This window comes from Lentzea aerocolonigenes, assembly GCF_000955955.1.
Taxonomy (GTDB): domain Bacteria; phylum Actinomycetota; class Actinomycetes; order Mycobacteriales; family Pseudonocardiaceae; genus Lentzea; species Lentzea aerocolonigenes_A.
This window is the reverse complement of the sequence record NZ_JYJG01000242.1, coordinates 1-3,952: the sequence shown is the minus strand read 5'-3', so window position 1 is coordinate 3,952 and position 3,952 is coordinate 1. Positions and strand designations below refer to the sequence as shown.

At 67.7% G+C, this 3,952-nt stretch carries 4 protein-coding genes; 3 read left to right on the top strand and 1 reads right to left on the bottom strand.

Going from position 1 to position 3,952, the window contains the following annotated elements; all coding sequences use genetic code 11:
* Nucleotides 1-1,592, top strand: a 1,592-nt coding sequence (locus tag UK23_RS53000) for a hypothetical protein (protein ID WP_045314830.1), incomplete at its 5' end; no start/stop codon positions are given.
* Nucleotides 1,593-1,652: 60 nt separating this feature from the next.
* On the top strand, nt 1,653-2,912 hold the full coding sequence (locus tag UK23_RS28935; RefSeq protein WP_082115059.1) for an amidase family protein: 1,260 nt from the start codon (nt 1,653-1,655) through the stop codon (nt 2,910-2,912).
* On the opposite strand, the gene UK23_RS28930 is transcribed toward UK23_RS28935, so the two are convergent.
* The gene (locus UK23_RS28930) at nt 2,887-3,213 is read right to left on the bottom strand and encodes a DUF6204 family protein (protein ID WP_045314829.1); all 327 of its coding nucleotides are present in this window, start codon (nt 3,211-3,213) and stop codon (nt 2,887-2,889) included. The two genes, UK23_RS28935 and UK23_RS28930, sit on opposite strands and share 26 nt — an antisense overlap.
* Before the next feature lie 70 nt (nt 3,214-3,283).
* Between UK23_RS28930 and UK23_RS28925 the strand changes: the two genes are divergently transcribed.
* The gene (locus UK23_RS28925) at nt 3,284-3,925 is read left to right on the top strand and encodes a transcriptional regulator (protein ID WP_045314828.1); all 642 of its coding nucleotides are present in this window, start codon (nt 3,284-3,286) and stop codon (nt 3,923-3,925) included.
* Nucleotides 3,926-3,952: the final 27 nt, after the last annotated feature.

The window sequence follows — 3,952 nt, the reverse complement described above, 5'->3', positions numbered from 1 at the left end:
TGTCCGCGAGCACGATCCAGGCGCGCCTCAACGACGTCTTCCGGCAGCAGGAAGAGGGCCAGTACGACGCCCGCCGGTTCGCGATCTTCTTCAAGCCGGGCAACTACAACGTCGACGTCAACATCGGCTTCTTCACCCAGGTGCTCGGTCTCGGGCTGAACCCGGACCAGGTCAACATCAACGGCCAGGTGCACGTCGAGGCCGACTGGTTCCAGGGCAACGCGACGCACAACTTCTGGCGTGGCGCGGAGAACCTGGCGATCAGGCCTCCGAGCGGTACCAACACGTGGGCGGTCTCGCAGGCCTCCGCGATGCGCCGCACGCACGTCTACGGCAACATGCAGCTCGACGACAACGGCTGGTCCAGCGGTGGTTTCCTGGCCGACTCGGTGGTGACGGGCCAGGTTCGCTCCGGCTCGCAGCAGCAGTGGCTGTCGCGCAACACCGAGTGGGGCTCGTGGACCGGTGAGAACTGGAACATGGTCTTCGTCGGCGCGCGCAACGCCCCGGCCAACACGTTCCCCGAACCGCCGTACACGACCGTCGCGCAGACCCCTGTCGTGCGCGAGAAGCCGTTCCTGAACATCGACGGCAGCGGCAAGTACAGCGTGTTCGTCCCGGCGCTGCGCAGCAACACCAGCGGCACCACGTGGGCGAGCGGCAACCAGCAGGGCACGAACATCCCGCTGTCGGACTTCTTCATCGCCAAGCCGGGCACCAGCGCGGCCACGATGAACCAGCAGCTCGCGGCCGGCAAGCACCTGCTGCTCACGCCCGGCATCCACCAGGTGAGCGAGCCGATCCGGGTCACCCGGCCGGACACCGTGGTGATGGGTCTGGGCCTCGCGACCGTCATGCCCACCAACGGGAACCTGGCGCTCGACGTGGCCGATGTGGACGGTGTGAAGGTCGCCGGCCTGCTCATCGACGCGGCGCCGACGAACTCGCCGCTGCTGATGCAGTTCGGTGCGCCGGGCAGCAACGCCAACCACTCGGCCAACCCGACCTCGGTGCACGACCTGTTCGTGCGCATCGGCGGTTCGGCGGTCGGGCGGGCCACGACCTCGATGGTGATCAACAGTCACAACGTGATCGGCGACCACCTGTGGTTGTGGCGCGGTGACCACCGCGACGGCGTCGGCTGGGACGTGAACCGGGCCGACACCGGGTTGATCGTCAACGGCAACAACGTGACGATGTACGGCCTCTTCGTGGAGCACTACCAGAAGTACCAGACCATCTGGAACGGTCAGGGCGGCCGGACGTACTTCTACCAGAACGAGATGCCGTACGAGGCGCCGAACCAGGCGGCGTGGATGAACGGGTCCACGCGCGGCTACGCGGCGTACAAGGTGGCCAACAACGTCACCTCGCACGAGGCGTGGGGCCTGGGCAGCTACATCTTCGCCAACGCCAACCCGAGCGTGGTGGCGGACCGGGCGTTCGAGGTGCCGAACACCCCGGGCGTCAGGTTCCACAGCATGGTGACGATCTCGTTGGGCGGTAAGGGAACCATCGAGCACATCATCAACAACACGGGCAACCGGGTGACCAACGGTTCTACCGAGGCCTACCTGGCCAATTACCCGTGATGTTCCACTGAGTGGTTTTGAACTGCGCATCCCCGTGCTCCGGTCCGCATAGACTGGAGCATGGGGATGTTCACTGAGCAGTTGCAGCTCATCGAGACCTTGAATCCGGTCTACAACGCGTTGACCTCGGTGTTCGACGTGCCTGACGGGCCGGACGAGCCGGATGGCCCACTCGCTGGAGTCGTGTTCTCGGTCAAGGCCAACATCGACGTCGCGGGTGCCGCCACCACGCACGGTCTGAAGTCGCTGACCGGCAACGTCAAGTCGTCCGACGCGCCGATCGTGGCACGGCTGCGAGCGGCCGGAGCGACACCGATCGGGCACGCCAACATGCCGACGCTCAACGCGCGCGGCCTGCACACCTACAGCGAACTGGCCGGGCACACCATCAACCCGTGGGACGCCACGAAGTCACCAGGCGGCAGCTCCGGCGGTGACGCGGTCGCGGTGGCGACGGGCATGGTGCGGTTCGGGATCGGCAACGACAGCGGTGGGTCGCTGCGGCTGCCGGCGTTCCTGAACGGCGTCTGTGCGCTGAAGCCGAGCTACGGCCGCTATCCGCAGGGCGCGGCCTTCGGTCAGCCCGATCCGTCGTTCCCCACCCAGGTCATGACGGTCGAGGGCCCGCTCGCCCGCACCGTCGCCGACCTGCGGCTGGTGCACGGCCTGCTGTGCGGCGCCGATCCGTCCGACCCGCGCACGGTGCCGGTGCCGGCCACCGGCTCACCGGTCGCCAAGATCGCCGGGTTCGTGCCCGGTGACCCGGTGGTCGAGGAGGCGGCGAAACGGCTGGCGGACGCGGGGTACGAGGTCGAGGCGGTCACGCCGCCGCGAGTCCAGGAGGCGTCGCAGCTGTCGATGCGGATGATCGCCACGCCGATCGCGCTCCAGTTCGACCAGTACGTCGCGTTCGTCGGTGAGGAACTCGCCGTCTACGCGCGCAACCTGCTGGCGGTGCGGCCGGGCCTCGACATCGGCGAGTTCCTGGCGCTCACCGGCACCCGGCTGGCGATCCAGCGCGAGTGGGCACGGCTGCTCGACCGCTACCCGGTGCTGATCGCGCCGGTCAGCACGACGCCGTCGTTCGAGCGGGAGGACGACCGCCGCAGCCCGGAAGCGCTCGCCGCGTACTTCGAGGCGACGGAGATGTGCGAGGTGACGTCGTTCGTCGGGGTCCCGGCGGTCGCGGTGCCGACGGGGCTGCGCGACGGGCTGCCGACCGGCGTCCAGGTGATCTCCCGGATGTACCGGGAGGACCTGGCCCTGGACGCCGCGGCCGTGCTGGAAACCCCGCTCAGCCCAGCCGTTTCGGCCGGTTGATCTTCATCTCGTCCATGTCGGTGACTTTGGCGCGCAACCCCTTGAAGTCGACGCCCAGCGCGTCGAGGGCCGTGGTCGCGCGCCGGAGTCCCGCCTCGTCCGGCTTGTCCTTCGCGGTGAGGATCACGCGGTAGCTGAAGAAGTCGAGCTTCTCGTCGAACGTCAGGCCGCCCTCTTCGCTGAAGCCGCCGTCGCGCAGGAAGTCGAAGCCCTCGAGGTGTTCCCGCAACGAGGCGCGCTGGTCGTCGGTGAGGTCGGCGAACCGTCCGCGGACGGTCACTCGGTAGGTGTGTTCAGCCACGAGAAAACATGGTGGCTGAACACCCTCCACCCTGGCGAGCGATTTCCGAGGTGCGGAAGAATCATGGCCCATGGACGCAAAAGAGCTGGTCACGCGCATCCGGAAAGAGCTGCACCCCGGTGAGCACGACAACCTCGTGGTCAAACTGATCGAAACCGGACAGGCTCCGCGCGCCGTGATCGCGACGTTCGCGGCCGAGGAGAACCACATCGTGTCGTCGGACTGGCGAACATTCCTCGCGCTCGCGTCGAAGGCCGACGAGCCGAACGCGCGGGCGTTCTTCACGCTGCTCGCGGGCGGCGAGGAGCTCGTGCTGCCGATGCTGGAGCCGCTCGCGAAGGCAGCCGGCATGTCCTCCAAGGACTTCCACGACTACGAGCCGTTCCCCGGCTGCCAGGCCTACCCCGCGTACCAGGCGTGGATGGCGATGAACGGCGAGACGACCGACGTGATCCTCGCGATCCTGGCGAACTTCACCGCGTGGGGCGGCTACTGCGCCCGCATGGCCAAGGGCCTGCGCGAGCACTACGGCTTCGACGACGAGGCGTGCGCCTTCGTGGACTTCTTCGCCACCCCGGCCCCGCAACTCGAAGAGCAGGCGATCGCGGCCGTCCAGGCCTCCCTCGACGCAGGCTGGCAACCAAAGCACGCCTGGCGCTACGGCCGCCTGCTCCAAGCCTACGAACTCCAGTTCTGGTCCACCCTCGCCTGAGTTCGATGAAGGGAACCTTCATCCACC

Bases quoted from the DNA above. Each gene is read 5' to 3' on its own strand.
- UK23_RS28925 (WP_045314828.1), top strand. From the start codon at position 3,284: ATGGACGCAAAAGAGCTGGTCACGCGCATCCGGAAAGAGCTGCACCCC.
- UK23_RS28935 (WP_082115059.1), top strand. From the start codon at position 1,653: ATGGGGATGTTCACTGAGCAGTTGCAGCTCATCGAGACCTTGAATCCG.